Genomic DNA, 26,092 nt, shown 5'->3' on the forward strand with positions numbered 1-26,092 from the left:
TGCGTGGCCGCTACTGCTCCAGCGTCTCCGCGCCGCCGGGCACCAGCGCGTCGAACAGTACTTCCCGGCATCGAACGCGCTGGAAGTTGTTCAGCTCACGCATCTTCCCGAATGCTTCTACCCAGGCTTGCAGCATGCGTCCGCGAGCACGATCCCATGCTGCCGGCGAATGGCGCAATGCCAGATATCTGTAGTCGCGCTCGTCGACGCAGGTGCCTGCTGCGCAACCTTCACGCACGTCCGTCTCCCACACCGACAGCACATGTGGCAACTCTTCGATTTCCGACGAGCGAAGCCTCGGCTTGGGCCCCCTGACATTGGAACTCACTACAAGCTCCCACCACATTCCGGGACCGCCAGGCATCCCGTTGCCAGCCATGGTCCCATTGAGATCAAGGAAGGCCTGCAATGCGAAATGTTCGGGGCCCTGGGCGACGAGGTGAAGAACGCCGCCCGGAAGGAAAGTCAGCGGCTGCGTGGTCAAGCCGCGCGCGGCCGTCGGCACGTTCGGCCCGTACAGCTCACCAAGGACAGCTTCGAACGCCTCTTCGAACCACGCTTGCACTCCCGTCAGGATCTGGCCGCAGGCCAGCACGTCGCTTTGTCTCATACGATTCGTCCAGTGAAGATGTTGTGTCGTGCACGGAAATGCAGTCAATGAACGGCGGACGCCCGAACGCGGATCCACAGTCCTTCGGCGGTAGAACAGCGCCATGCGCGCAACTCGTGGAACCAGACGATCCAGCAGCGGCACTTCCGCGCCACCAGCCTTTCGGACAACGAGTGCGAACCAGACGTCGCCACCGTCTTCCATCAGGTACCCGAACGTCCTTGCCGCATTTCGCTCGGCCAGCCATGACTGCAGTCCGTTGCGCCTGGACTTCAAGTCGCAAGCTTCCACCGGCTGGACGAAGCACCGGAGCATCCAGAATGCTTCGCCGATCGACTCCAGCCTCACGAGTGCGTCCTGGTTACCAGCAGGCCCGACATCGTCTGCTGTAACCGCGGCAACACATGTATTGCTCCCGACGTCAAACGAAAAAGTCCGGGCCGGCGCTTGCCTCAACCCGTAAGGTCCGCCGTGTGCCGCCAGCTCGTCAGCAGGCGAGCCCTGTGTCGGGAAAGCGCGCGCAACCATGAACTCTTCGGTCCAGAGCAGCCCCGTGCCTTCGCCTTTCGTTGTCGAGCAGCGCAGCTCTCCATGCACCCGGTTAACGGCGCGCCGGACCAGAACCGCCTCGTAGGCAGGCAACGGAAGCAGGGTCTCGTCCGCTGTCTCATCCATCCTCGTCCGTACCAGCACGATGTCCGCACCATCCTTCAGCCGCATTCCGGCGTGAAGACGGAGGGCCTCACCCTCGCCGCTGATCCTGACGAAGACCTCCGGTGGAAAGAACACGCCGTCGCCCTTGCTCGTGACTTCGGGCGATACGACCGCAGACGATTCGTCGCCCGACAGATCGGCAAGATCGACCTCTCCCAGCTCGTCCTTGCGCTTGCCCAGGTCCATCCGCTGATCACTGACTATCTTCTCGCGGATGACACGGTTCACCTGGTACTTGTCCAGCGTACCGTCAAGATAGGGAAACGCCACGTTCAGCCGTGGCGTTGCGAGCGCGCTCTCCGCATGGTGGAACTGGAGCCGACGACTGATGAGGCTCCCGAAACGGTCGACGCGTCCGATCCGCTGCTCCAGGTCGCCCGACGTCCAGGCGACGCCGTAATGCATGACCCTGTCGCAGAACAGATGCATGTCCACGCCCTCCTTGAGCACATCGGTACAGATCAGGATGTTCGGATGGCTCGGGAACTTGAACTGCGATACTGCGTGAATATTGGCGATGCGCCCCGAGCGTCCGATGACAGGCGCCATCAGCCTGAACGCTGGGGAAACGCGATCCCGGAAGATCGTGGCCCAATCGGCCGCGCCCCCGGAACGGAAGCACTTGTCGACGATGAGATCGAAATGCTCGACCCAGTGGCGGAACCTGGCCTTCACATTCGTGACGTAGGGCGCCAGTTTCTGCGGCAGCGTGGCGATCTCGCATTCGAACAGCCAGACGAGTTTTCCGGGAAGCGTCGTGGCGCCGTTCGGTGCCTGGAGAAGATGGTTGTGCAGGATGTAAAGGTCGACCAGAAAGTCCGTCTGCCGCATTACTTGGAGCAGGCACAACTGCAATGCGGCGAGCTTGTACGACTCTTCAACATCGGTGGCGGTGCCGGCGAACAGCCATGCATGTCCCGGCGTCGCAGCCAGTTCATTGATCCGATTTGCTCCCAGCAGTGCAGCTAGCAGACGCCTCCAGTACGTCTCATTTCCCTCCTGATCACCGGCTCGGAAAACTGACGGCTCCCCCGGATGCGCGACAAGAAAACCGCGCAGCGGGCTGCGGGACTTTTCGCGGTCGGTCAGCAATCGCGTCCGGAACGACACCAGCTTTCCGTGGCGTTCCTTCGTTCCCGAACGCTTTTTCAGTGCCTCGAAGTACGCGAGGCTGGTTTGCTCGCGGAAGCCCTGGTTGTGCGTCGCCGCACCGGCGTGCGGTGCGTCGTCGTCCTGCTCGACCGCCCTGTCCAGTGCATCGTCCGGATCTTCATCCGGCCCATCCTCCGGCTCCTGGCGCTGGTCTGTCCAGAAGTCTCCCTGCCACAGGTCGCCCCTCCCGGGAAATTTTACGCTTCCCAGCAGCTCGCTCCACGCCTGGATGCGCGCGTCGACCTCCCGCTGGAATTTCACGTGCAGCAGATCCCGCATTTCTTCCACGGTATCGATACGACGGACGAACACCAGGGTCTTCTCGATGCTTCCGTCGAGCAGGCTGCGGTCGAAGAGTTCGTCAACCGTACGGTGAAGCTTCGCATGGGGCAGTCCCTGTCCTGCGGCTATCGGCATCGCTCGGAGGAAGCTCCGGTTCAGGCCGTCGATGACATTGCGATCCAGCGCCGCGCTCGGCTCGTCGTCCTGCTTGCCGTCGGCTACGGGCTCGTACTCCCTCGGAACGTCACTGTTGGCCTGTTTTGCAGCTGAAGGGCGCAGGACGCGTCCCAGGGACGAGGACAAGGACTCGAAGGATGCGCACTCGCCCTGCCGGAACCGGTTGTTGCGCCCGGCGAGCGCCCCCACCAGGCGCTTCTGGACGAGGGCCATCGTCAGCGCGAGGAAGGGATCGTCCGCCCCCGAGTGGCGGACCTTGTCGTAGCGGCGATATTCCACCTTGCCGTATCGCCTGGCGTCGCCATCGGCATAGGTGCGGGTACGGCGGATCATCATCTCGCCCAGGACGTCGACCACATTCGGCCGCGTGCCGGGCTGCTTCGAGAGCCTCCAGGTCAGCTGCGGGCACTGGTCGCATTCCTCACAGCCGCCGCAGCTGACGGGCGCCGGCACCGAGGACAACACGTCGACAGCGGCGTGTCGGGGCGCGCGACGGCACAGATACGCGTCCAGGCTGCGAATGTCGTGTGCACTCGAATGCAGCGGAGTCGCGCTCAGGAAGAGCCAGCGCTGTACATTCCGGCGGAAAATCGACGCGATGTGCCAGTTCTGAAAGTTGCCGATATGGCGCAGATACTGTGCCTCGTCGAATATGGCCAAGTCGACGGGAGCACGTGCCTTCTCGTGCCCATCGGCTCCGCGCTGCGTTCCATGCGTCAGCAGGTGGCTGATGCGCCGGCAATAGGCAGCCGCCAGCTTGCGCCGCATGGTATCGCCCCACCCTTCCGACCGTCTCGCGTGGCTTTCAGCGAGCGCCCTCTCGTGCGGGAGAAGATCGGCGGCGCTCCGCGCCCCGACAACTTCGGCGTACTCCTCCAGCATGCCGGACGGCTCCTCCGCGCCAAGCGACAGCGGCCGGCTGAACGACGAATAACGCAGCAGGTGAATCCTCGCCTCTCCAGCGCGCAGGGCGCGGGCGAAGTCCCTCAGATTGTGGTGCATGTGCAGCTCTTCCAGCTGAGCTGCATCGACGGTCGCGAGAAGCCGGTCATCGAGCAGACGATAGCAAGTGCGCAGGAACTGCGACCATTCACTCTGCCATTGACGCTGCAGCACCGCGCTCGAGCATACGATGACGATGCGCGAGTCGGGTTTGCTGAGGAACTGGGTTGCGATCACGCCCATGGCCTGCCGCGTCTTGCCCATACCCACTTCGTCCGCAAGGTAGGCGAAGTCCTGCTCCCGCAGCAGCTCCCAGAGCCCGGCGACACCCTCGCTCTGCAGTCGTGCCTGCACGCTGGGTCCGTGTGACGAACAGGCCTGATGCCCGTCGAAGTCGATGTACGAGCGTACGACGCTGGCGGTCAGCGGTGACGGTATCAGGGATTCATAAGGCATGGGCGCTGACTTCCTTCTTCATTTCCTCATTGAACCAACCCAGGAAGGCTTCGACCTGCCCCTTGCCGGCAGAACCGAAGGTCGAGAGGAACGAAGGCGATTGTTCCAGGAGCGTTCGGATGCGGTCGGTCAACGCGGCGATTTCCTCTTCGACGGCGGACGCGTTGCAGATACAGCCCTGTGGCGGATGTACACCGGAGCGGGCAAAGGACGCGAGCAGCTCGCGTACCTCGGCCAGCTGGACGTAGCGCCCGATCAATTCCTCCGCAGTCGATGCCGGCTGCAATGTGATGGCACGGTACAGCGTGCTCAGGCTGTGTCCCGCCAAGCTGTCGAACGGATCCCGCGCGATCCCGTCCTTGGCAACCCTGCCATAATGCTCGCGCAGCTTCCACGTGGCCTGAAACAGGCCGAAGAAGTCGAAACTTGGCTCGACACTGCCATCTTCTCCATCACCGCTAGATTCGCCGCGTCCGCGCGCAGCCTGCTTGCGCAGCTCGTCTTCGGTCAGCGCCGGATTCAGACTGCGCAGGAAATCGATCACCTTGTCGAGTTGCGGGCGAGGCTGGTACTGCAGCTGTTCGTCCTGAGCGTTCACCTGTAGCACCAGGCCGCGATAGCTGCACACCGTCCCGTCCGCCTCGCGCCAGCTCAGCCGGAAGGACCTGAGCGGCACCGTGCAAGGTGACTTGAAGGACACGAGTTCCTGGCGCACGCCTGGCGTCGGGGAAAAATGCACTGTTCTTCCGGCGACCTCCAGTTCCGGATAGGCCAGATCCGCGCCGGGATCGATCGCCAGGTATCCGCCGAACATGCCTGTCTGCCAGTCGTGGAAGACGCTTGCCTCGAAAGGCGGCAGCGCAGGCGCACCTTCCTCATCCTCGTCGGCGGAAGCCTCGACCAGATCCGCCTCGTCGAGTGGGCGCAGTTCACGCCAGGCTCCGGGAACTGCGGCAAGCTCATGCCGCAGCATCGCTTCGATGTTGGAAAGCCCGGACCCGTCGGGCTTGCCCAGCGCCGCGGCAGTGAAATTTGCGGAGCCCAAACACAGAACCACAACGCCCGCGGCATCCTCCAGCAGCAATGCTTTGGCGTGCGTGTAGCGCTCGTCGGCGAACCTCACAAACGACCAGGCAGCGCGTTCCTTGCCCCTCCCTGCACCAACCGGAAAGCGATACCCGGCGTGAGAGAGCGATGGCACGAACCTGCACTCGGCGGCGCCGATCTCCGCGGCGAGTCCGCCCACGTCGCTCCAGTACGGGGACACCACGGTCGCCCGACGCCACTTCCGCCCCTGCGTCAGGCTGTCGAGCAGACTCGCTCGGCCAATCTGCGGCTGTGCGACGTGCAGCGTCGGCATGCCGGCAGAATGGGAGGCGAGCGCGGCACCATCCTGCAGCAGCTCGACCAGGCGCTGAAGAATCCGCCTCCCCTGCCCTTCCTCTTCCACGTCGGCCGGCGCAGTCTGCAGTTGCCGCTGCGCCTGTTCGACCAGCCAGCGCAGCAGAGGCAGAAGCTCGGCCGCGTGTTGCGTCGTGACCGGGGTCGCGGACACCACCTCGCGGTTCAGCGCCCATCCGGACAGAGAGATGTTTGCGCTGCCGACCGACAGCCAGACGCCCGGCAGGCCAGTGTCCTTCAGCGTGCCGGCCATCAGGATCAGCTTCGAGTGAAATCGGCCACGCGGCAGGCCGACCGGCAGAAGCCCGTACCGGAGGTCTCCCTTGGGCTCTGGCGCGGTGGAGCGATCGCACGCTACCAGGCAGTGAATTCGCGACAGCTCATCATTGAGAGCGTAACGCGTTTCCTGACTCGCTCCAGGCTCGTCGAGCGTGTCGCCCGCCAGTATGGGCAGCACATTCGTTTCGAAGAACTGCGGTGCGAAATTGAAGGTCGTGAACAGGACCCAGCGCTCGGCCTCAGCGGAAAACTGGTCGCGCATGAACTCGATCGTGTCGCGCATGACGGAATGTTTCTTCATCTGGTCTGATTCATGCGCAGGTTCCCTGCAACTGCCGGTAAAGGAACGATGCAGTGTTCAAGTAATAATCGTTCATCCACGGATAACCATCGACAAGGCGCTGTCGCGCGTCGGCCGGGTTCCGGTCTGCCTCGACCGGTGCAATGATCATGTCGTGCTCCACGATGACCATGGGATCACGACCGCGCTCGCGCATCGACACCGCATGATGCTCTGCGAGACCGTTGATGAAGCGCTCAAGCGTCGAATGCGGTTGGTCTCCGTGGGCCGCCAGTATCTGTGCGAGCTCGCGGAGCGGCCGCATCCGGCGAGTTTTGACGTGGTCGCCAAGCGGGAGGAAGGCCTGCGAACGCTCCCGCATCGGCTGCAGGCAAGGAGTCAGCTCCAGTGCCAGGTCCCGCACCGGTCTGGTCGAGCTCGCGCGCATTAGGTCGAACACGTCCTGCAGCACCAGCAGGAAGGGCTCGCACTTTCGGACACGGTCCAGCTCCTCGCAAAGATGGTCGGAAGCGAGCAGCGCAATGCGTTCGTCGCGGCGCAGACCCTCCCGCGAACGCAGGCTCAGATACTCACGCGCGAGCGCACGATGGACTTCTCCACCGAACAGCTGGTTCAGATGCTGATGTAGCAACTGCTCACCGAATACCCTGGCGAACGCCTTTTCCAGTACCGGATTGGCGAGCAGGCGCGCAGGCAGAAGCCACGAGCGCGGGGAGAAGCAGGACTTGAGCCCTGCGTACAGTGCAGTTGTGGCCGCTCCGCTCCAGGCTGCGCCCAGAATCGCGCCGATCTCGGGGGCGACCCGCCACTCATCGTCAAGCAGTCCCGCACGTTGGCACGTACCGCGATAGTACTGATGCAGGCCGTTGGCGACGGTCTTGCCGGTACCGATCGCGACCCGGAAGTCCTTACCTCCGGCATGCAGTGCCTGGCTGCCGAAACATACCGGAAGACGATGCTTGTGAAGCCAGTACTCGACCAACCCCTCCATCAGCCGGAAGAATCCACGTGACCTTCCCTTTTTGCCCAACAGGGGCTGCAGGGCAGGCACGTCGCTCAAGAAGTGGATGAGCAAGACTGCCTTCACACCATTGATCTGCAAGACAGGCGAAGCGATGAAGGGCACGAGGCCGCGGCCGATCTCGCTCCAGACCGGGAGCAGGCCGAGCGGATCACGTCCCGTCGACTGTCGGGCCAACGTGGGGTCGTGATCAGTGAAATACGGGAGGATGCCAACTGGCGACTCTGGGGAAACGAGCTTATGCGCTGACAACGGTGTTTATTCCTAATTCGATTGCACGAAAACCCGTCGGATCGCCACCGCTGCATCCGGCCGCCGGATGCAAAGGGAACTCCAAGATACCGGGGCAATTTATTGCCAAAATAAAGCAAAAGAACACTTCTGGACGAAGTTTTCTGTCCTCGCCACACGCACCCGCTTGTCCGTTCGCAACTACGGAAGGGTCAGCACGCACATGTCTGAACAAGAAATGCGTCGTTCCTGCTGCTTGCCAAGCACTACCTGCCTTCCTTGAATTACGGCAAGCAGGAAAAAATCACAGCACGTTCAATAATATTTCGCAAAGGAAATTATAAATTGGTACAATTCTTGGAGCAATACGTTTCGTAGTAGTAGCGGAGCTCATTATTTCATGTCCAAGGACGATCATGGCAGCATTGCCGATCCAAACACCGCGTTATCGGCTGGACGAGGACGTCGTCCTGTCCGAACCAACTGCCCTGCAGCTGAAAGAATGCCTTGCGAAGCTGCGCTTCCGTAGGACCATTTATGTCGACTGGAATTTTGCCTCAGTCGATCCTATGGGTCTGTGCACCGTCATCAACTTTTACGGCCCGCCCGGTACAGGTAAAACTTTTGCAGCAGAAGCCGTTGCGGGTCAACTCGGCCTGAAGTTCCTCCCAGTGGGGATCGCGGAAATGGAGAGCAAATTTTTGGGGGAAACCGCCAAAAATATTCAGTCCGCATTCGAGACCGCGCGTGACGAGCAGGCAGTCCTGTTCTTCGACGAAGCTGACACGCTGCTCGGCAAGCGTTTGTCTTCGGTGACGCAAGGCGTGGATAACGAAGTCAACGCGATGCGCTCTACCCTGCTCATCGAGCTGGAAAAATTTGACGGCATTGTCATCTTCGCCACCAATTTCGAACGCAACTACGACACTGCCTTCCGCAGCAGGATCGGTTACCACATCCGTTTCGACCTGCCTGACTTCGCTGCGCGGCGTCGTCTCTGGGAGCGCCTGATGGTGGCCTCCATTCCCTTGGCCGGCCCGCGAGACCCCATGTTGACCCACTGCGCAGAAATGACAGACGGACTGTCCGGACGCGAGCTGCGCACCTGCATGCGCTTGGCACTGCCGAAAGCATTGCTTGCATCGGAGGCAGACGGCAGTGTCCCAGCCCTGGCGCGCGAACACTTGGACGAGGCAATCGCCGAGGTCCGTCGTGCCATGGAAGAAGTCAGCTCAGCGCCTGCCATCAGGCTCGCGAACGACAACTCGGCGGCACGCCGCCTGTTGGGCGTGAACTAGACCAATACATCAAACTGGAACAACGAAAAGGAATCGACATGGGATGGTTCGGAAGTATCGTGTCTGCCGTCGGCAGCGCTTTCGGCAGCGTGGTCACCGGTGCAGTCAAGGTAGTACGCAAGGTCGTTGAAGTCCTTGCCACAAAGGGTGAGGCATTCATTGGCACGGTCAAGGAAACCTATGCCAAGGTAAAGCCGTTCCTGCAGAAGCTGAGTCCGTATCTCAAATCAGCCGCCGCAGCGGTCGCCCCCGTATTTCCATGGCTGAGCAGTGCCATCCTTGCTGTGGACAAGACGATCACGGCCCTGCTCGCCCTCGAAAACAGTCCTGTCTTGAAGAAGCTGGAGCAGGCAATTCGTTGGGTGATCAAGGTGTCCAAGCGCCTTCATGAGAAATTCAATGCCGCCGAAGAAGTGGAGGCCCGACAGCACCAGGAGGCTTTCACCGCTGCCCGCGCACATGTTCAGACTGCAGAGCAGAAAATGGCATTCGACGTCGCCGCGATGATCAACGAACTGGCCATCGTGAAGACCGGAATTGCCAATCTGCTCGACGACGGCAATTTCAATGGCTTCGAACATTATCTCCGTTTGCGCGCGACGCAAAAGCTGCTCCGCCCGATCGACGACACGCTCGCGACCGCGCAGTCGGCCGATGAAATTTCCGCCGACGACATCTTCCTTGTCCAGCTCGGTGCAACGCTGCTGTCGGACAAGCCCGAGATGAGCGAAGACGAAACCGCACGCCTCGACAGCATCGTGATCTCGCGCTATGGCAAGAAGCTGATGCCCTTCGTGTTCGAGGAAATGAGCAAGATGTGGCAGCTGGCACTGACCGACGACCAGCGCCAGTGGAAGCGCACCTCGGCAAAGCTGTCCGAGGCCAAGGCCAAGCTGTCCCGCCTCAAGCTGGAAGCTCTGGTTTCGCCGCTCAGCTCGGAAGAGCAGGAGGTACTGGACAAGCTGACGGCAAGCCTGCCGGAGGCCATCGCCGCCAACGACGATCTGCTCGCCCGCAATGTCGAGCGCGAGCACTATATTTCTGCAACCGAGGGTTTCCTGCAGCTACTTGAGAAAGACGAGGCGCAACTGAGGGCAGACAACCAGGAATATCTTATCGACCTCGGCGACGAGGTCGGCACCATGCTCATGGAATGCGCTCAAAAAAGCGTACGCTGGCACGAGCTGTCACCCGAGCAGCAGTCGCTGATTGCCGATTTCGCCAACATCTTCCGCGAGGACAGCATCAAGCGCAGCGAAGCACTGGAGGTCGAGTGCAATGGATAACCTGTTCCTGAATTTCTTTCTTCCTGCAGTAGACGGAAGCATCCACTCCGCTCTGCAGATCGGCTTTGCGCTCTCCTTTGGCGCCGCGTTGTTCCTGGTGCCGCGCGCAGTTACGCGCAACGCGAACAGCGGGCAGTGGGAACAGCGTTTCGCCGCCCTAGATCAGAAAGGAGCCGGCCCGACCGGCACCACTTCTGCCAATGAGCTGGCAGATGCCGTCGCGACACCAGCAGAGCGCTGGGCTGACATCCTGCCCAGCCTGCTGCTGGTGTTCGGTCTGCTGGGCACCTTCATCGGACTCGGCCTTGCCTTGACCGAAGCCGCCGGCGCTCTCGGCCCCGGCGCCGACGCGCTCGCCAATCTCACTCCGATCATGGATTCGCTGGGCTCGAAGTTTAAGACCTCGACCTGGGGCATCTTTGCCTTCCTCGGCCTGAAAATCTGGTTCACGCTGAAACCGTACGACGAACACCGTCATGACTGGGCCGCCGGAAAGCTGCGCGCCATTGCCGCACAAGCGGCCGAAGAAGCACGTCAGCAGCATGACGGGGAGCGCCTCGAACTGATCGACGCCATTGCCCGACACCGCCATAGCATGCAGGAGAGCCAGCAACTCGCCTTGCAACAGGCCAGCCAACGGCACGCGGAGCAGATCGCAGTACTGCAGCAGCAAACCGACCGTCAGCGGCGGCTCGGCGAGCAGCAGCTCGAGCAGGCCGGCCTCCAGTTGCAGGCGCTGAGGGAGCTTGCTGCACATCTCAAGGAGGCAGCAACACGCGACGACCTCGTGCTCGCACGCCTGGAGGCAATTGCCGCGCATGGCGCAGTGACGGTGGACCGGCTGGTCGCCGTAGCCGACCACGTGGCGGCGAGCCGGATTGCCATGGAAGCATTTTCCCACAGCGTGCACGACAATATCCAGAACATGGCCAAGGCAGCGGGCGACATGGCCGACGCTGCGCAGGCAGCAGGCCACGCCAGTACTCAACTGGGCGGTGCGGTGGGCGAATTCCGCGACGCGATGACGAACGTGCTGGGCGAGGTCAAAACCGAACTCGGTAGCACGATCAGCACGATGGGCATCACGTTTGCGCACAACATGGAGCGGATGTCTGCCGACCTCAAGGCTGCGACCGAGGGCATCCAGGGTGCGATCAAGACCCTGTCCGGCGGCGTGACAGAAACCGTTACCCAGCTCCAGAAGGCCAGCGATGACGCCTCGCTGCGCCAGGACAAGGCCAGGGCGGCATTTGCCGCATCCAGCGACGCGCTGACGGCGAACATGTCGAGGATGGGTGACTTCATGGACGAGATGCAGAAGCAGGTCAAGCTCGGACTGACGTCGATCGCCACGGCGAGTGCCCGGATGGCGAGCCTGGATAAACAGTTCGAGCAACGTACGGAGCAGGACAGGGCGACCCTCGATGCGGTGAAAGGTCTTGCCGGATCCATGGAAGCGCTTGTGGCGCAGCTGGGTGCCGCAGAGCGCGCACTGGCGCCCGGCGTGCGGATGGCGGACGACATCCGTGCCTTGACCGAGGCAGTGAAGCTGCAACATGCCGCACAGGCCGTTACCGACGAACGCCAGACAAAGCAGTCCGATGAAAATGCGCGCATGCTCGCTTCCATCGGTTCCCTTGCCACGGCAATTGCCGAGCTGTCCCTCGTCAAGCAACAGGATTCCCGAATCACGACCGCAACCAGCGGGCAGGAAGCGCAATGAAGGACAAGCCAAGCGAATGGATCGTCATTGCCGACCTGATGTCAGGCGTCGTCGCCGTGGTGATGCTGATGCTGGTGGTGTCTGTGGTCCAGAAACAGGCCGCCGAGCGCAGCCATCGCTCCGCCATGGCACAGGGTGCGGAGGCTCAGCGCCAGCAGATCGCCGGCGTGCTCGATCAGATGAAAAGGGCGTTTGACCGCGAGGGCGCCTCGAGTTTCGTCGCCATCGATGCCGCCGCCGGGAAGGTAACCTTGCGCGAAGGTGTGTTCAAGAGCGGCAGCGCATGCATCGAACCGAAAGCGAGGGCTGCTTTCTCACAGGTCGAGGACCGCATCGCCGCCTACCTGCTGAAGGTGCATGGCGGCCAGATCTTCGTGGAGGGTCACACCGACAACCATCCGGTCAAGGCCCCTGTCACTGACATCCGTGGATTCTGTACGGTCTATGACGACAATTTCACGCTGTCGGCCGCCCGTGCCCGCGAAGCCAGGCGCCTGCTGATAGGAAAAAGCGGCGCGGAGGCGGCCAGACGCGTTGTTGTCGCAGGTTATGGCGACTCGCGCCCGCTCGCCGGCCTTGCTCCCGGCGACGACCGCAACCGCCGCGTCGAGCTTCGCTTCGCCAGTGCAGATGCAATCGAACAGCAGCAATCCGGAATCAAGTGAATGGATTCAGCAACTAGCGCGGGCGCTGCCTCGCCCATCAATCAGTTTGCTCGATTCCTTGCCGACCGCTGGATAGCCGGTCTGGAGCATCGCTACGACATCACCAGGCATCGTGCCTGGAACACGTGGCGCGCATTGAATGGCGGACGCAGCATCCCATGGACGTGTACGTCCCTCTCGCAAGCTGCGCAACACTGGTCGTGGCGTGAGCCGCCGCGAAAGCCATTTTCGGATCTCGCGCATGCACTGCAGATGGCAATGGCAGCAGACGACGATGCTGCCGCGGCCGCCTGCTGTCACGACATCTTCGAATGGGGCGATGTCGCGCGCGATGCCGATGCTCCAAGCCGGCAGTGGGTGGCAGACAGAGCGCGTGCCGGCAGGCTGTGTAACGATCTCCATGCGGCGGTGCATCTCCTGGCGCCGGGATCGACCGCTCCGCTCGACCGGTTCACAGCCGGCAACCTGTGGATGAATTCGGCAACAACCAAGCTGTATGCTGCGGCCGATCCAGTCGCACAAACCGCGATCTACGATGGGAGGGTCGGTGCTGCTCTCGGCATGCTAGCTCGGCAATTCCTCGAGGAGCAGAAAGTGAACAGTGTCCCCGCCGAGCTGGCGTTCATGTGGGGCGCACCGCAGAGTGCCTCGCAAGCGGCCCTTCGTACCCGTGATCCATCCACCGAACGCCACGTATTCAGAAAACTGCCGAACGGCGTTCGCTCGCACCGTCCCCGCGCCGAGCTCGGCCGCAATGTCAATACTCTGTTCGGGCGCGTCATCGAGATTCTCGCCGAGCGCGGCCTGAAGGCAAGCATGCTGGAGCTGGAGCGCGCGTGCTTAATGATCGGTTATCGCTTGCGCTAGTGTGCTTGCGCACCTGGTCTGTTCACCTGATTCCGGGCCCGGGAGGCCCCTACCAGGAGCGCTCGGCACCATGACTGAACGGGTATTCGCAGTCACCATTCCAGGGTCGTTGGAACAGAGGGGAAGAGTGGCAACGGCAGCTGAGCAATAGGTATGGTTGAGCTGCACCGCCGATGTTAATATCGAAACGTCATGTTCGATTATTTGAATTAACCATGCCATTGCTGTCTTTCTGGGAGTCCAGCCCGAACGCTGTACTGGAGATGAGTATCGAGCAGATCGTCACTTCAGCAGGAGACGGCGTGCTGAAAGATGAATCACTCTGCTCCAAAGAATTGCGCACGTTCTTTGCTCAAGTTCCAACTGCCAAGCTGGGGGAGTATGCCGCTCACTGCTTGAACACATCGTTTTCAAAAAGCGGATTGGTTCTGCAGGATCTGGCGAACGAACTGGGCGGCCGGTTGGGGTTCAAGGTAACGCACGGCCTTTATCAGGGCACGACGAACGGCATCGGCAACGACGGGCTATGGCATCTTCCCGGCAAGCATGACGTGCTTGTCGAGGTAAAAACGACGGACGCCTACCGTATCCGGCTCGACAAGATAGCAGCTTATCGAGACAAATTGCTCAACACTGGAGCCATATCCAAAGCTAATTCCATGCTCATCGTTGTCGGTCGAGACGATACCGGTGAACTGGAAGCACAGGTGCGCGGGTCACGGCACGCTTGGGACATGCGACTCATAAGCGTTGATGCATTATTCCGACTCGTCGACCTCAAGGAACAGACTGAAAGCGAGGAAACCGCCAACAAGATCAGGGAGTTGCTGGTACCGTTTGAGTACACTCGCCTCGATCGTTTGATCGACGTGATGTTTACGACAGCTAAAGACGCCGTAGAAACTGTTGATGAAGTCCCCAGTGAAATCCCCGATGCCCACCAGCTGACGAACTCCGCGTCAGACGACAAAGCAAGTGTCGATGCAAAGCGAGAGCAGGTGCTGGCGTTCTTCGCCAAGGCTCATCAGGTCAAACTGATACGAAATAGTCGCGCGCTGTACTGGAATGACAGCCATACGTTCCGAGTCGCCTGTGGTGTTTCCAAACGCTACACGGACTCGAATGTCCCGTATTGGTATGCGTTCCATCTGTTCTGGCATGACTTTCTGATAGAGGCAGAAGATGCCTTCTATGTACTAGGTTGCCTCGACCTCGACATTGCGTTCGCAGTTCCCTTCGTCGCGCTCAAGGAGCACTTGAGCGACCTGGACACTTCGACTCGACCGAACGGAACTTATTACTGGCACATCCGCATCATGGAGCCTCAGCCCGGGACCTTTGTTCTTCAACTATCGAAGACCGGCAAACACCTCGCATTGAATCGTTATCTGGTGAGCATGAAGTCTTGAACTCTGGTCGGCAGCGCTCCCGCTGTTAGTCTGGGACATCAAGCAATTCGAATGTTGACTGGCGGGATCTGCCCCGCAATACCAAACAACTTCATTAAGGCGTTCTGGTCCTTTTTTCTGGGGAGCGTAAAAATCAGGAAGCGGCACCAAGTCCAGTGAGTGGGACACTGCTGCTATCGTCCCAAAGTACTGGACAGCCAGGCCCGCGCCGACTCGATTGATACCGAGGGAGGCGATCGCGGAATGATCTGAGCGCCGGAGTTGAGCGCGTCGGCCGATCGCGCGTAAACACTCCTCCAGTTGCGTCGGGCTTCTGCCAGAAGCTCCTCCGCGGTAGGAACCGCCATGCCGCATACTTCATTTCGATTCGGGCTGGGCAAGCCAGCACTTCTGTTGAGCTCATCCAGTTCTCTCACGCTTTCGCACGCATCCTGGATGTCGAGAGCAGCACCTCCGACGGCCACGGTGGCGCTAAGCACCGGCAGCGCGTATCCCGGCAAAGCGACGAGGTGCCTGCTGACACTTCTGCTCGCCCTGACCAGCACTCTTTTTCCAAGTCGAGAAATCTGACTCTTGTACCCTGCGATTACTGCCTGACTATCGTGAAGCTGCTTTTGCAGCATCTTTCGTTCTGCCATGAAGTTAGCGCGCTCGCCCCTGAGCTCCCCGATCTCTCTGACAAGCAGCGTGCTGCGTTCCACAAGTCGCATGGTCGCCAGCTCCACTGCCTTTCTCTCGATTACCGCAGGGTTGCGCTCTTCGATCGTCTTGGCCACTGTGGACAATCCAATTGGCCCAGGTACTGGGCCAGTTGCAATGCGCGCAACCAGGTCGTACGCCCGGTTCCTGAAATCCTGATCAAGCACCGTCAGGACGTTTGCCGTGCACAGCAAAAGGATGAACGTCATCCATAGCACCCTTTCGATCCAGCACAGTGTTGTTCTGACCTGCCTGTGGGGCCTGGTAAAGATGGGGGTAACAGGAACGGTTGTCATAATCAGGGGAATATCAGCCTTGCTTGAAATGTGAGTATCGGGACATGGCTGTCACGTTCCTGTAGTGTCGAGGGCACGACGAGGGCCTGCCTCCTGCCGATACCCCTCGCTCCATAACATTCCTATCCGCGCAATGTGAATGGACTCGAACGGCAGCGTTTCAGCGGCGAGGAGTACCGATGCTGCTTCATCAGCGTGCTCCAGCCAAGCACGCGCCTGCTCTGCTCGCCCATCGTGATCAGCAACGGGCTCATCCTTCAATGCACACTGATTCAGTGTGCGCAGGACCTGCCAGTCCTTGAGCAGAACCAGCTTTTCTGGTTCGCCGGTAATTCCGAAAACGATTCGGCGGGATGCCCCGCCCGTACCAGTCACGCGATTCGAGACAGCAATCACCTGCAGTGGGGCGGAGAGCCCGTCCACCACGCAAAACACACCATGCTGCCGCGAGGCCTGTTGCAGTGCCTTCTCCATCAGCGGATGCCCCACCCCCATCAGGTCGCCGACACCCCGCGGCTGATTGCGGTCAAAGAGGAGGTTTTCGTAACTGCGGCGGATTGCATGGCTCGTGAGCCATTCTTCCGGCGTCCTGAATGACAACGCCCGGCCTTCGATCCTGGGCCGTCGATGGTTGAGTACGAGCAGATTCTGGAAGAAAGGGAGCAGATCCGGCAAGTCGACCGGTGGGACGTCCTTCAGCGCCGAAAGATCGAAGCTGGCCGCATGGCCCACCAGATCGCGGACGGTCTGAATGGCCGAAGTCCCCCCCAGCGTCCCTGTGACCTCGTCAAACCAGCTATCGAGCCGTTCACGCGGCACACCAGCAGCTCCCGCAAACAACTGATCGAAGACCCGCTCCCCGCTCATGCCAAGCACGAGCTGGAGCAGATCCTCGGGCTCGTCCATTGCAGCTCCGACCGCCCGCATGATGCTCGCGAGTTTGGTCTCCAGTTTGTCCCAGATCATCGACTCGACTGTGTCCGGATTGCGCAGCGAGACCACCGAGACTGGCCGCCGCTGGCCGTAGCGATTGAGGCGACCTGTGCGCTGATGCAGACGCATCGGGTTCCAGGGGAGGTCCACGTGAATCAAGGCACTGCAGCGTTGTTGCAGGTCGATCCCCTCGCCCCCTGCCTCCGTCGAAACCAGAAACCGGATCCGTCCCTCGTTGAATGCGTCGCAGGTATCCTCACGCCGATTGTTCAACTGAATGACACGGCCGTCAGGCAAGTTCACGTTCTCGAGGCGATCGTCCCCGTTCATGAAGCCCACACTGCCCTGCCCGAAGTCCGCCATCAAGGCGGCAATCATCAGCGCCTGAGTGCGCTTGTATTCAGTAAACAGAAGCACGGGTTCGTCTGCAAAGCGGTTCTTGATGACTTCAATGACCTTGTGCACACGTGTTTCGTCCGTGACCAGCTCGCCGGCCCGAACCAGGTCGTCGAGGTGCCTCTCCTCGTGTTCCATCAGCTGCAGTCGGGCGCGCTTTGCGTCCCGCGCCCACGCCTCCAGGGCACGTTGTGTCTCATCGTCGTTTGCGATGAATGGCAATTCCAGTTCCGCGCGCGAGCGGATCGCTTCCTGGGTCAGACGATTCTGCCGGGTCTTCAACGCCGCCAGCACCGCTGCAATCGAACTGGAAGCCAGCTTCTGCAGGGCAATCAGAACCAGCATGACCTGTCCGCTCTCGGTCCGGGTGAGCGACGAAGCATACGCCTTGCCAGCCAATATGAACTCGGACATCAGGCGATAGAATGCTTCCTCGGGCGGTGTGTAAGTGAACGTTTCAGGGTACTGGCGGAGCGGCTGGAACAGGCGCTTTCCGTGCATATCGGTCGCCTTCTGCTTCGCGTTCCGTATCAGGTAGCGTGGCAACGCACGCAGCATTTCGGTCTCGTTCTTCCTCGGTCCGAACACATCCCGATTCACCAGGCTCATCAACGACCAGAAGCCATGGCTCTTGCCTCTGTGCGGCGTACCACTGAACAGCACGCACGACTCCACCTTGCCGGCCAGTTGAAGCTTGTCGAGCAGGTCGAAGCCGAGGGTCCGGTTCGCCCCCTCATCCACGTTCAGGTGATGCGCCTCGTCGACAATGACCATGTCCCACGCCGGCGCGTCGAGCAATCGCTCGTGGCGTCCCTTGTTGTCGGACCGAAGCGTCGGAAGCGACGCCACCACGATCTGGTGGATCCCCCAGAAATCGGTCCGTGTCGTGTCCAGATCGGGATGATAGATCGCAGCTCGGATATCGAACATGCTCTTGAGGCGTTGCTGCCATTGTTCGACAAGCCCGGCGGGCGCCAGGATCAGCACCCGCTGCACTCTGCGGTTGGCAAGCAGCGGCCACAGTACCAGCCCGGCTTCGATGGTCTTGCCCATGCCTACATCGTCGGCGATCAGCAGACGAATCGGCCAGCTCTGCAAGGCGCGATGGCATACCCATAACTGATGCGGCAGGAGCGAGATGCGCGACCGGGTGAACACGCCCCAGGCATCGTTTACCGAAGCAATCGCTTCGGCCTGTACCTTGAGCGCGACCTCGAGTGAAGATGAGACGACGGCCTGCCCGGCTGCCTCGGCAACCGATGCCACGCTCACCAGTTCCGAGCTGAATACCTGTTCGATACCGTGCGCGAAGCGCACCACCGCTGTGTCGCGATCCGTCATCAGCACTGCGCCCTGGCCGTGCTGCGCATGCATGACCGATCCGCCGGCCTTCAGTTCATCCGATGTCGTCATGCTGCTTCCTCGTCGTCCCAGATCGTGTCACCGTCATCCTCTTCGGCCCATTCCAGCACGGCGTGCTGAAGTGCGGGATTCTGCGCCAGAAGCACCAGCGGTATGTCGTAGTCCCCGCCAAAACTTGCCCGCTCTGGACTGCCAAGCTCTTCCAGCAGCACTTGGTGAATGTCTTCACTCGTGCAGAGGTCGGGATGTCCGAGCTCTGCCAGGAATTCCAGCACGGAGCTTCCCGGCATGAAGGCTTTGCTCTGCGCGACTTCGGAATGCAGTACTCCCGCACGCAGCAGCTCCCTGATCACCAGGTTGTGGCCGATACGCAGAGTACGATGCAAAGTGGGAGCATCGAATCCGGAGCCGCTCAGGGAAGCATCCGCCGCCGGTGTGAGCAGATGGCGAGCATCCTGTTGACTGCGACGTTCCAGCCCCAGGAACAGCTCGACATACTCATCGCACCACCGCGCCACACGATAAAGGCGCGGGAAGCTGTCCATCCATTGTTCGAACTCCCCGCTCACCTGATTGGTTTCGGCATACTCGCGCAGAATCCCCATCCATTGCTCAGCGCCCAGGTCCGGATGTACCTGACTGATCGTGTGCCACCAACCGCGGCTGTGCAGGAAGTCGAGGAATGCTCGATTCTGTTCATCGCGGACACGCCCGAAACCCTTGAAGATGCCCAGGCTGAACAGGGTCATCCACGCGTCGCGATTGGTGACCTCGTCTGCAAGACCATTTTTCTGGACGCGCTGCGGCCACAACGCCTTGTCAACACCCGGCAAGTACTGGTGCCGATGCGCCATCCACCAGTCGTGGATGGTCTCCAGATCCAGTGCTCCAATATCCACTGAGGCGGAATCGGCCTCCTCGACTTCGCCAGCAGTACCCAGACCCAGGCGGACCAGCACCACTGCTCTGTCCTCCTCGGACAGGTCGGCGAGAAGCGGGTGCTCTGCGCGCAACTCGAAAATCCAGTTATGTTCGCGCACTCGTGCCCGGATCTGTCCCCAGACGAAGAATGCATCCAGGTTCTTCGAGAGCCAGTCGATGACGGCGGCCTGGCTTGCAGGCGAATCCGCGCCCAGACACCAGCGAGCCAGTTCGTCCGCCGTGAAGCTCCTTGGTGTCAGATATGAACGGATGAAAGCCCACGCTCTCGAATAGTTGTCATAAGCGGAATCGAGCTGGACGTCATCGGGCACGAAGCACGGAACCGGATCGTTCGAGCCAGCACTCGGGACATGAAGGCTGTGAACCGGCTTCCAGGTACCGGTCCGCGACCGGAGCTGCACTGAGCGGAATTCGTTGGTCCAGCCCTGAACCTCGGTTGGCCCCTGTGGCCAAGCCTGGATGAGCGAGGCGATCGTCTCCAGGTCCTCCGGCCGGAGGCGTCGCTCGGTCCCCAATGCCCTCAGTACGACACCGCGGTCCAGTTCCTCGATGACTGCCTCCTCGTCAGGATCGGCCCCTGGTGGCAGCCAGGTCCGAACGTCGAGACTGCACCAGGCCCGCGTCGGATACATCTCCAGAAAAGCGGGCCACTGGAGCAGGATGGGCAGCACTTGCTGGAGACGATCGCAGCGAATGGCAAGCCGCAGATCGGCCAGTTCCGCAAATTCGCAGAGATCCCCAGGCAATCCGTTTGGCACCGAACCGGTACGCTGCGTTACCTGGTCGAATAGGCGCGCAGCATGAACGGCCGCGATCCGGACATCCTGCGATGCGTCACCGTCGGGCTCTGCGACGAGCGTGGTAGCCCAGAACGCGTGCCAGTACGCTGCTGCCTGTATCTCCGGGGCAGCGACCAGCCGGTCGGACCAGGTCGTCCAGTCGCTGCGGGACTGCATGATCAGTTCCGCGAGCATGGGTGCCAGTCGGTCGGCCAGGCGCCGCGCAAGCATCAGGTTGCGCTGCGCTGCCGCACCGTGCGGAAGGCTGCCGCGGCCGGTGTCGACATTGAAGTCGGCGTTGAGAATCAGGCCGGTTGCCGCTGTTCCTCGGGTGGGAGCGTGTATCCAGATCGCTGGTGCCGCATGCGTTGCATCATGGTGGAAGGGTACTGCACTCCCCTCCAGGCGCACGACAGCCGCACCCTGTTCGCAACGAAGCGCCAGCAGGCGTGTCGGGATGGTCGCGTCCTTGAACGGGACCTGTGCCCTTCCCAATTCGCACCATGCACCTGGAGCCTCGAGCAGGCGCACCGGATGCCACACATGCTCCTGTGTGTCGGTGGTGATGCGTCGCATCTGGCGAGCAAACACCGTGCACAGGCCTGCCAGAGCATTGAATCGGTTCAGCAGCAGGCTCGCGTCATCCGCGAGGGGCAACTCGACGATCGTCGGCCGCAGAGTGCAACGTTGATGGCGTGAGGCGATGGACCTCGCCTCGTGGCTGATCTGCGCGCGTCGCGGTAGACAGCCGGCCACGATGTCGAAGCGCAGGTCGCCACTCTCCACTACAGGACTGTCCGTCACCAGGAGAACGCTCTTGAATCCGAGCCCAAACCTTCCGGTCACCCCTTCGCCGAGTTCCTTCGCCGATGCGCCGAGCATGAGCATGCGCTCGAGATCCTGCGCGAAATCGGCCCGAAGGCCGTCGTTCTTTCCGGTGTAATTGATGGGGCGCCCCCAGTGGATCAGCACAATGCGATCCGGAGTGCTTGCGGCCACGAACCGTCCGATGTCCGAATCGGGGAAAGGCTCGCGTCCCTCGGCACGCCGCATCGCCTGGTACTCGACCACGGCGTCGTCGGCGTTCTGGAGCAATTCGAACGGAACACTCGACGGCTCATACTGATAGTGCTCTACCTTGCAACGTATCGCGTCCAGTATGGTTTGCTGAACCGAATCATCGGTTTCCACCAGTCGCTCCAGCTCACGTAGAGCCTCATGCAGGCGCTCGCGAGCTGCCTCCTGATTAGTGTTTGCTCGTCGTGCGCTGGCCGCATCGCGCCGGCTCTTGTCGACGGCCGTCAGTGCCGCGCCGACGAGATCATGACGCTTCACGCCGGGTAGCTGCCTCATCATCTGAGGCAGCCCATCGAGGATTAGCGTGCGTGCCACATCGAGCTCGACCTGGTCGGCATCGTCGAACAGGCTCCACAGCTCGGTCAGATTCGCATGCTGCTGGTTGTACAGGCTGACCAGCAGTCCCTCAGCGGTCTCCTGCAGAATGGACATCTGGCGCGCATGATCGAATGCACCGATGCAGTCGATCGGCCGCATGCGAATTTCCACATTGTAGCCGCCCAGCCACCGTACTGGTCCCGCCAGCAGCGTCGAAAGGGATGTGCCATCGGCGAGCGACAGATGCAGCGCTTCTCCCGTCAGGGACTGTCCCCGTACTGCCGAGCCCTGCACTTCGATGAACACAGGCTTCAGAAGGCTGAATGGTTGAACTGCGGACTTGTAGCCGCCCATCCAGGCCTTGCGATGGGCCTCGTACCCCGGGTCTTTCCAGTTCAGTTTGAGCAGATAGTCGTCGAATGAAATCGGGGCTACCCAGCGTTCGGCAAGCTCCCGTGCGCGGTCACCGAACAATCCGATCAGGGCGCCAATGGCGGGCTTGACACTGCTCTGCGTAAGCAGCTCGCCCCAGCGTTCCAGCAACCCAGCAAGGTCCGTTGCCCCCCCTTGGTCACCCTGCACCATTTCGTCCTGCATCGGCTCCAGTGTCTGCATGTTCGACACGATGATGCCGCCAAGGACTTTGCCCACGTCCGGATCGACCAGATCGGAAGCAATCACGCCGAAGGCACCGTGTGCCAGCCTGGAAGCTGGTCGCCAGCTACCGTCGGCAGCAGGCAAGCGCAGAGATGGCAGGTGCCGCCGCAGTTCTTCGGCGTCTGCACTGGATGTCCATTCCTTCAGGTACGAGAGGAACGAGGCGCGCGCGTGCGGCCCGGCCGGATGGTCTGCCAGTTCAGCGAGCACATGTCCAGCCAGTTCCAGCGTCAATGGCGCTGCAACGGTGCCGAGGACATGCACCTCGACGTCATGCACGCTGGTCGCGCAGGCAGCCCTGGCCATCAGGGTCCACGCCGGAAGGCATTGCAGGCTGGAGAGCGGCATCAGGTGTCGCTCGATGTCGGCGGCAAGATCGCCGGCACAGCGTCCCACCGACAAGCCGGCATTGGCCATCAGCTGCGAGAGCATGGGTAATGCTTGCACGCCCGTGGGCACCCGCTCCTGCAGCAGCTCGAACGCAGGGTGGGCCCTTACGTCGTCGGACAATTCCGCCAAGCCGGCAAAGGCGTAGTCGCATTTCACGGCAAGGCTGCTGATGTCGGCGGCGAGCGCGTCCAGGCGCAGCAGACTGGAGGGAGAGATCGCACCACCTTTTTTTAGTGGCAGCCATGCGACTTCATGCCAGGAACTCGGGAGATCACCGTGCGAGACAAGCACCGGCAGCAGATCCATCAGGTAACGCCAGTGATGTCGAGCCTCGCCGGCCTTCAGCACCTCTGTCGCGGCTGCACCGGCGGTCCAGCGGTTGATGAAGCGCCATTGGCGACGTCGATGCGCCTCTTCGCCCGATTCCGGAATGAAGCGCAGCATGGTGCCGACACCGGGAGGCAGTTGCGGCTCGGTGCCAAGCCAGCATACTTCATTCACCGGTCCATATCTGCCTTCCGTATCCCGATGCAGGGGCAGCCTTCGCCAGGTCATCTCGTCGTCCAGCTGACCCAAAATCGTGTCTCTCTCCGTCTGCGTGAACAAGCTCGGATCGACCCCGTCGAAATTCGTCTCGAGCCTGAGCCGGCCTGCCACCGTGGCCTGGTCAACGTTCCTGATGTCCAGCGCCTTGGAAGACTTGTCCGAAATCGGATCGCTGAGTTCGTTCGGCAGCACGTTCCAGGTGTCGTCCACGACCATTCGCCACAGCCTTACCCAGGCGGAGTTCTGTCCGGACGGATCTTTCCACAGCGGGGCGCGTGACTCGAACTGGGACGCAGTGCCGTGCAGCAGATAACGTACTCCCCTGCGAACGCTGTCGTTCGTCAGGTCTTCAACACTCGCTACATGATTCAGCAGATGTTGCCTGAACTCCGGCGCGGACAGTTCAGGCGGAACAGCCTGCCTACTGATGCACTGGAACATCGCTTCCGCTCTGTTTGACGGAGGCAATTCCTCACTGCCGGAAAGCAGGGCCGACTGGACATAGGCCGCCGCACGAGCACCGACCACGAGAAGCCGCAGCCCTGGTGCGGCTCGTGCAAGCTCCCGGGTGAGCCCGAGTTGATTCCTGGCCTCGGTCACGCGGAACAGCTGATGCGCTGCGTGAGCGTCAAGCAGCTCCTCCAGCGAACATGCGAGCTCGTCACCGCTACGCACCTCGATCGTCCTCAGCACCGGCAGGCGCGGCTGACGGCGCAGCAGGGCTGACTGCGATTCCCGGTCACTGCCGGCCATGGCAATCAGATCCTCCGCTACCTCGAGACAGCGGGCCACGTCGATTCTTCTTGCCGCCAGCTTGCCGATGCAGCTCAACCAGGCCTCGATGTCGGTGACCGATGGCCTTCCTGAATCACCTTCTGGGGCAAGATCGGCAGGCACCATGAGCGCCCGGGTTTCGACCGTACTCAGTTGCTTGTAAACGTGCTCGGGCAAGGCCCCCTTCGCGTCAGTCGTTCGCGTGCCGATGCCCTGCCACAGATCGTTTGGCAGGAGCACGATCAGTTGCCGGAAGAGCTGGCGCTGGGCGCGCAGATCAGCCAGCGGACACTCACACAGTGCCTGCCGTATCCTGACGATCAGATGCGAGCGCACGCGCTCGGTGTTCAACGCCACCGCCTGATGCAGTCCCAGGAACTCGAGCAGATATTTCAAGGCTGTCTCGTTGCACAGCGAAGCGGCTGGCAGTCCTTCCAGCGCAAGACATACCGACTCTTCATCCCAAGGCGCGATTGGCTGAGAAATCCGCGGGGCCGACGCGTCAACGAATATCGCGTTCTCAATAAGCCCGAGCCCGGGTATCACGCGCCAGGGACGTTCGCGTTCGCTGTCCACGGGACGAGGAAGGAGCAACAGTCGCGCTGACCTTGCCGGCTGAAGTTCCCAGGCCGCCCCGGTCCGGCGCAATACACGTACCCATACGTATTCGCGGTGCAAATAAGAGGAAAAGGTCGAGGCGAACGATATTCTGGCACCGGAGTCCCCGGTTGCGGTGCAATTTTTCAACGCATCCGTCAGCGCAGCGATCTGCTCGTCATTGAACCCCGCAGCCTGCACATATCGAGCAACCGTTGGCAGAACCATCGGGAGCACGACATCCTGCGCGAGCGCCTGGTTCCACGCCGTCTGCACGGCAGACTCGGAACTGTTGATCGCGGTGTCGAGGATGGTTTCCGTGAGACGATCCATGCCTTCGATTCCTCTTCGCCCGGAGTCGACGAAGAACTGGCCATGCAGCGTAATGGAGATGTCGCGCGAGCTCTCGGGGATCCGAGCCTCGTAACGGAAACGCACTTCTTCCGTCGGAAGAAATACCGCCCACTGAATCGACAGATGGCCACGACGGCCGTCGGCATGGGCAACCATCACCGCTCCCTCGGGTTGCCCCTTGTCCGGGACTGGGCCGCGTATTCCCGGCGCGATGATGGCATTCGATTTCGGCCATCCCGCCGAGGCCTGCAAGGCTGCGAACGGCTGCTGGCCGGTGCAAACCGCCTGCACCGCCATGAAATGGAGACGCCCGCTTCTGGATCCGCCATCCAGTATGCTTCCGCTGGCAACGAGCTTGTCGCTGACGTGGTCCAGGCGCCGTCCACCTTCCGCCAGTTCAAGCTCCAGATCGAATGCTGGAAGCAGGGCCGTGCCCGTGAACTGGATGCGCTGCAGATGTCGCAGCAACGGAAGCACATTGCCGATCCGCTTGTCGATGCCCGGCTCGGTGAAGAAGTCCAGGTCACGTCCGGCGTCGTCGCCCGGATAGCGGTCGATGATTGGCGCGGTCAGGCTGCCGTCCATGCTCGGCACATGGCTTCTGCGACGCAAGGGAATCCATAACATGAACCAGCTGTGGCCCGGCTGGACCATTGGCTGGGCCTGGGCGACGGCATCGAGTGCCTGTGTGTCGCGGGCACTCACCTTCTCCCAGGATTCGTGCTTTTCGTGGCTGCCGCCGTCCCGGAACCAGGGGCTCAATATCTCGTGGAAGGATTGGCTGCCGTCGTTCGCGACATAGAAGAATGCCTCGCACAGGTGAAAGACACTCTTCATGCCAAGACCGAACTTCCCGATTGCAGCGGACTCCGCTGCCTTGCTGTTCAGGCCGAAGGATTGAATGGCCTCCTGGTCTTTGGCCTTGAACCGTCCATCATTCAGAACCCAGAGTGCAGGTCCTTGCAGAAGTTCGTGCTCGGCCCGATCGGCCAGCCCTTCGTGGTAGCCGAAGTCCAGGGACGTCGCTCCGGCATCGTCAGCGTTCTGAACGAGCTCCTTCAGGATCGGGAACCCGCTCTTGTAGCGATCACGCAGATTGGTCGCGATCAGGTTGACATAGTCAGTTTTGAATTTCGCCACGCTTTTTCCAGGTCTCGT

The 26,092-nt window shown here is 61.2% G+C and carries 12 protein-coding genes; 6 read left to right on the plus strand and 6 right to left on the minus strand.

Annotated elements, in window-relative coordinates; all coding sequences use genetic code 11:
• Nucleotides 1–10: 10 nt before the first annotated feature.
• From V7778_RS02050 to V7778_RS02060, 3 genes are read right to left on the minus strand one after another with little or no spacing between them, the layout of a single operon-like run.
• A complete protein-coding gene (locus V7778_RS02050; protein ID WP_335551688.1) occupies nucleotides 11–4,333 on the minus strand; it encodes a DEAD/DEAH box helicase in 4,323 nt (1,440 codons plus the stop codon).
• Nucleotides 4,323–6,314: a hypothetical protein gene (locus V7778_RS02055; RefSeq protein ID WP_335551689.1), complete on the minus strand. Its 1,992-nt coding sequence runs from the start codon at nucleotides 6,312–6,314 to the stop codon at nucleotides 4,323–4,325. Before V7778_RS02055 ends, V7778_RS02050 begins: the two co-directional genes overlap by 11 nt.
• A gap of 10 nt (nucleotides 6,315–6,324) precedes the next feature.
• The gene (locus V7778_RS02060; protein WP_335551690.1) at nucleotides 6,325–7,512 is read right to left on the minus strand and encodes a hypothetical protein; all 1,188 of its coding nucleotides are present in this window, start codon (nucleotides 7,510–7,512) and stop codon (nucleotides 6,325–6,327) included.
• 470 nt (nucleotides 7,513–7,982) lie between these two features.
• On the opposite strand from V7778_RS02060, the gene V7778_RS02065 reads away from it, so the two are divergent.
• The 6 genes from V7778_RS02065 to V7778_RS02090 all read left to right on the plus strand — a co-directional run bounded on the left by V7778_RS02065 (nucleotide 7,983) and on the right by V7778_RS02090 (nucleotide 14,814).
• A complete protein-coding gene (locus V7778_RS02065) occupies nucleotides 7,983–8,864 on the plus strand; it encodes an ATP-binding protein (RefSeq protein WP_335551691.1) in 882 nt (293 codons plus the stop codon).
• 38 nt (nucleotides 8,865–8,902) lie between these two features.
• Nucleotides 8,903–10,150: a hypothetical protein gene (locus V7778_RS02070; protein ID WP_335551692.1), complete on the plus strand. Its 1,248-nt coding sequence runs from the start codon at nucleotides 8,903–8,905 to the stop codon at nucleotides 10,148–10,150.
• Complete coding sequence (locus V7778_RS02075) at nucleotides 10,143–11,873, plus strand: hypothetical protein (protein WP_335551693.1); 1,731 nt, start codon at nucleotides 10,143–10,145, stop codon at nucleotides 11,871–11,873. The genes V7778_RS02070 and V7778_RS02075 overlap by 8 nt, the downstream gene beginning before the upstream one ends.
• The gene (locus V7778_RS02080) at nucleotides 11,870–12,538 is read left to right on the plus strand and encodes an OmpA/MotB family protein (protein WP_335551694.1); all 669 of its coding nucleotides are present in this window, start codon (nucleotides 11,870–11,872) and stop codon (nucleotides 12,536–12,538) included. The genes V7778_RS02075 and V7778_RS02080 overlap by 4 nt, the downstream gene beginning before the upstream one ends.
• Nucleotides 12,539–13,405, plus strand: coding sequence for a hypothetical protein (locus V7778_RS02085; RefSeq protein ID WP_335551695.1), 867 nt, complete (start codon nucleotides 12,539–12,541; stop codon nucleotides 13,403–13,405).
• Nucleotides 13,406–13,620: 215 nt separating this feature from the next.
• Nucleotides 13,621–14,814: a hypothetical protein gene (locus V7778_RS02090; RefSeq protein ID WP_335551696.1), complete on the plus strand. Its 1,194-nt coding sequence runs from the start codon at nucleotides 13,621–13,623 to the stop codon at nucleotides 14,812–14,814.
• 173 nt (nucleotides 14,815–14,987) lie between these two features.
• Here V7778_RS02090 and V7778_RS02095 read toward each other — a convergent pair whose 3' ends face one another.
• From V7778_RS02095 to V7778_RS02105, 3 genes are all read right to left on the minus strand, one after another.
• Entirely contained in the window at nucleotides 14,988–15,722 is a 735-nt protein-coding gene (locus V7778_RS02095; RefSeq protein WP_335551697.1) for a hypothetical protein, read from the minus strand.
• A 138-nt stretch (nucleotides 15,723–15,860) separates the two neighbouring features.
• Nucleotides 15,861–18,551: a DEAD/DEAH box helicase gene (locus tag V7778_RS02100; protein ID WP_335551698.1), complete on the minus strand. Its 2,691-nt coding sequence runs from the start codon at nucleotides 18,549–18,551 to the stop codon at nucleotides 15,861–15,863.
• On the minus strand, nucleotides 18,548–26,074 hold the full coding sequence (locus tag V7778_RS02105) for a sacsin N-terminal ATP-binding-like domain-containing protein (RefSeq protein ID WP_335551699.1): 7,527 nt from the start codon (nucleotides 26,072–26,074) through the stop codon (nucleotides 18,548–18,550). Before V7778_RS02105 ends, V7778_RS02100 begins: the two co-directional genes overlap by 4 nt.
• Between the last annotated feature and the right edge of the window lie 18 nt (nucleotides 26,075–26,092).

Origin of the sequence: Massilia sp. DD77, assembly GCF_036961685.1 — a bacterium.
GTDB lineage: Bacteria > Pseudomonadota > Gammaproteobacteria > Burkholderiales > Burkholderiaceae_D > Telluria.